Source organism: Sphingomonas sp. (genome assembly GCF_040398505.1).
Classification (GTDB): domain Bacteria; phylum Pseudomonadota; class Alphaproteobacteria; order Sphingomonadales; family Sphingomonadaceae; genus Sphingomonas.
This window is the reverse complement of sequence record NZ_JBBATX010000177.1, coordinates 1-3,214: the sequence shown is the minus strand read 5'-3', so window position 1 is coordinate 3,214 and position 3,214 is coordinate 1. Positions and strand designations below refer to the sequence as shown.

Annotated in this window: 8 protein-coding genes; 1 reads left to right on the top strand and 7 read right to left on the bottom strand. The window is 65.9% G+C overall.

Annotation, left to right across the window (positions count from 1 at the left end):
• The 7 genes from ABWP09_RS14075 to ABWP09_RS14045 form a co-directional block, all read right to left on the bottom strand.
• Positions 1–190 (bottom strand): serine hydrolase (locus ABWP09_RS14075; RefSeq protein ID WP_353205749.1); only part of this gene is annotated, 190 nt, incomplete at its 3' end.
• 63 nt (positions 191–253) lie between these two features.
• Positions 254–412, bottom strand: a complete 159-nt coding sequence (locus ABWP09_RS14070) for a hypothetical protein (RefSeq protein ID WP_353205748.1) — start codon at positions 410–412, stop codon at positions 254–256.
• 10 nt (positions 413–422) lie between these two features.
• A complete protein-coding gene (locus tag ABWP09_RS14065; RefSeq protein WP_353205747.1) occupies positions 423–887 on the bottom strand; it encodes a cytidine deaminase in 465 nt (154 codons plus the stop codon).
• Positions 884–1,573, bottom strand: a complete 690-nt coding sequence (locus ABWP09_RS14060) for a GH25 family lysozyme (RefSeq protein WP_353205746.1) — start codon at positions 1,571–1,573, stop codon at positions 884–886. The genes ABWP09_RS14065 and ABWP09_RS14060 overlap by 4 nt, the downstream gene beginning before the upstream one ends.
• A 15-nt stretch (positions 1,574–1,588) precedes the next feature.
• A complete protein-coding gene (locus tag ABWP09_RS14055) occupies positions 1,589–2,071 on the bottom strand; it encodes a UPF0262 family protein (RefSeq protein ID WP_353205745.1) in 483 nt (160 codons plus the stop codon).
• 121 nt (positions 2,072–2,192) lie between these two features.
• Positions 2,193–2,504, bottom strand: coding sequence for a hypothetical protein (locus ABWP09_RS14050; RefSeq protein WP_353205744.1), 312 nt, complete (start codon positions 2,502–2,504; stop codon positions 2,193–2,195).
• A complete protein-coding gene (locus tag ABWP09_RS14045) occupies positions 2,501–2,698 on the bottom strand; it encodes a hypothetical protein (protein WP_353205743.1) in 198 nt (65 codons plus the stop codon). The genes ABWP09_RS14050 and ABWP09_RS14045 overlap by 4 nt, the downstream gene beginning before the upstream one ends.
• Positions 2,699–2,771: 73 nt before the next feature.
• Here ABWP09_RS14045 and ABWP09_RS14040 point away from each other — a divergent pair.
• The coding region (locus ABWP09_RS14040; RefSeq protein ID WP_353205742.1) for a S24 family peptidase at positions 2,772–3,214 on the top strand (443 nt) is incomplete at its 3' end.

Genomic DNA, 3,214 nt, shown 5'->3' with positions numbered 1-3,214 from the left:
GCTTGCGCCAGCGTTCATCGCCTTGCAGCCCGCTCCAGTCGGCATAGCGGTCGTCCGGATCGGCATAATCGGGCAGCGGCTTCTTGAGATAGGTGGCAATCGAGGCGTCGAGATCGATGCGCTTTTCCGCAGCAAGCTGCAGCACGGTATAGGCGAAGACTGCCTTGGTCAGCGACGCGCCGTATAGCACCGTCGTCGGGGTCAGTGCATCACCCTTGGCATTGCGCGCACCCCAGGTCCTTACCGCGACAATCTAGCTACGGTCGATCACGGCGATGGCGATGCCCTTCGCGCCCGTCTTTGCCATGCCGTCCCGGACCTGTGCGTCGATGCTATCGAGCTTGACCTGCGCGCCGGCAGCAATCGGCACGAGGAGCAGTAGCGCCGCCAGAAGTACCGCCGATCCGCGCATTTTTTGCCTCCTAAAGTGCCGTGCCAACCCCCAGATCGGCCGGCCCGAACGCGTGCGGCAGCAACTCCGATAAAGCATACCGTTCGATCGCATCGCCCTCGGCCGCACCACAATAGACCGTCACATCGCGCCCGCCCATTTGCGCGGCTTCGTTGATCACCTGGCGGCAGCGCCCGCACGGGCCGACCGGAGTGCGGCCGGTCGGACGGCCAGCATCATCCATCGCCCCGCCGATCACGCCGATCGCCACCACATTGCGCAGATCGCCCGCGCTGCTGACCGTGGCGAGCGCGACCGTTTCGGCGCAAAGCGACAGGCCGTAGCTGGCATTCTCGAAATTGGCGGCGGTCACGATCCGCCCGTCGCGCAGCAACACCGCCGCGCCGACCGCAAAGCGCGAATAGGGCGCGTGCGCGTTGAGCGCTGCTGTGCGCGCCGCGGCAATCAGGGTTGGGCCGGTTTCACTATCGTTCATGGTGCCACCACATTCCAATGGACCGGCCCTTCGATCCCGTCGATTCGCCGCATGCTGTTCGCTTGCCACATCCGCCACGGTCTTGCCGGATAATCCGGCGGGAAGAAATCCTGCACTGCCCAGACCGGGCGCGGTATCGCCGCCGTCACGCCATAGGCCGCATCGAACGGTTTGCTGATCTTGAGCAGCACGGGCTTGCCGGTATGCGCCTCGACCATCGTGAGGTAGCGGCGGAGCTCGTCGAGCACGACGCGCGCGACGGGTCGTGAGGCGCAATTGGCGGCAAAATCGATCTCGACCGCGGCCGGCAGGGCTTCGTGGTCACGCGGCACGGTGGTGTTGAAGTTATTGGCCTGATCGGCGGCCAAGCGGCAGAGCGAATAGACGTGGATCGCGCCGCGGCGCAGGCCGGTTTCGTAGACCCCGGCCCAATTGGCCTCGAACCGGGGATCGCGCCCGTCGGCACCGCTGGTCGCGCGGACATAGGCAAAGTCGGCGCCGCCCTTGCGCACGCCCCACCAGTCGATCGTCCCGTTGGCGGCCGACACGTCGACCCCCTGGAACGCGAACCGATCCGACGGACGCCAACTGAACGCCAGCGTCACCGCCACGATGCTGGTGAGCCCGAGTACCACGAGCAGCGCGCCGATCAGCCCGATCCGCCTGTTCCAGAGCCGGAGATTCACCGCGTCACGCCCACATCACGCTTTGATGTGCAAGACACAGATCAACGTGAACAACCGGCGCGCGGTGTCGAAATCGATCTCGATCTTGCCCTCCAGCCGTTCCTTCAACAGGTCTGCGGCTTCGTTGTGGATCCCGCGCCGGGCCATATCGACCGTCTCGATATGGTCGGGCGTTGCACTCCGGATCGCCTGATAATAGCTGTCGCAAATCGCGAAATAGTCTTTGATCGGGCGGCGGAAGCGCCCCATGCCGAGGACATAGGTTTCGAGATGCGTGTCATCCGCGCGGTGGATCGCGATGCCAAGCCGCCCTTCCTCGACTGCCAATTCGATCTTGTACGGCCCGGCATAGCCATCGGGATACGCCTTTTGCGGCGCGAAATGGTTGCCCTCGATCAGATCGAAGATCGCGATCCGGCGTTCCTGTTCGATATCGGCCGAGCGCCAGAGAATGGTGCGCTCGTCGAGGGTCACGGCAATGATGCGCGGATCGGACATCACACTGCCGTAGCGGGCGCGGGCGCGAGGGACAATCCATCCGTAAAGTCGCACGAGTCGCACCGTCGACAGGTTGGCGGGGGCGCTAAAGTCACACAGAGTCGCACCATCGGCATGGTTGTCAGGTCTCGACGGTCAGCGCCTCCACGTGGGCGGTGGCGCGTCCGGCGGCGCGGATGTCCGATACGATCGCGAGATCGGCGACGAGATGCCCGCGAACCGGCAAATCAGCTTCGGGGAGGCGCGCGAGCCAGTGCGCGAAGGCGGTATCGTCGGGGCCGTCGAGCGCCAGGTGGTGGCGCGCGCCGATAAAGGTGGCGCTGGCCCAGCGCGAGGATTCGCGCAGGGACAGCGTCACCACGCACCCGGCGCGGCGCGCGTCGCGTTCGATCGCGCGGGCGACCAGCGTCCCGGCATCGGGCCCGCGACTCATCGCCGTTGCTCCGGCGGCGCGGTGTCGCGCGCGGCGAGGAAGGCCTCGATCCGCCGCACCATGCGCGGCCCCGGTTCGCGCCCGCGCCGCAAATCATCGACCAGCCGCGGATCGCGCACCGCCAAACGCCCGAACTTGGTCCGCGGCATTGCGGTTGCCTTCAGATAGCGATCGATTTCCACCAACACCGACATGCCCTTCGCTCCTTCGATTCGTTTAATCTGTTCTTGATCTGTTCTATTTTCCAACTTGTCTAGGAAATTTCCTATGGTTATTGTGTCGGCGATGGACGGGAGCGATCCTCGTGCGCGGCTGGCGGCGCTGATCGATGCGGCGGGCGTCAGCTATGCGGCGCTGTCGCGGATGCTGCGGCGCAACGATGCGTACCTTCAGCAATATGTGAAGCGCGGCACGCCGCGCGTGCTGGCCGAGCGCGACCGGGCGTTGCTCGCGGGCTATTTTCGCGTCGATGGGGCGGAGCTGGGCGGGCCGCCGACGCCGCGTATGGCCTCGATCCGGCGGATCGATGTCGAGGCGTCGGCGGGGCCGGGGGCGCTATCGGGTGATGATCCGAGCGCCGCGCCGCTGCTGCTCGATTCCCGCTTGATCGAAACGCTCGGGCTCGACCCGGCGCGCGCCGCAATGCTGCGCGCACGCGGCGATTCGATGGAGCCGACGATCGCCGATGGCGACCAGATCGTGGTCGACGA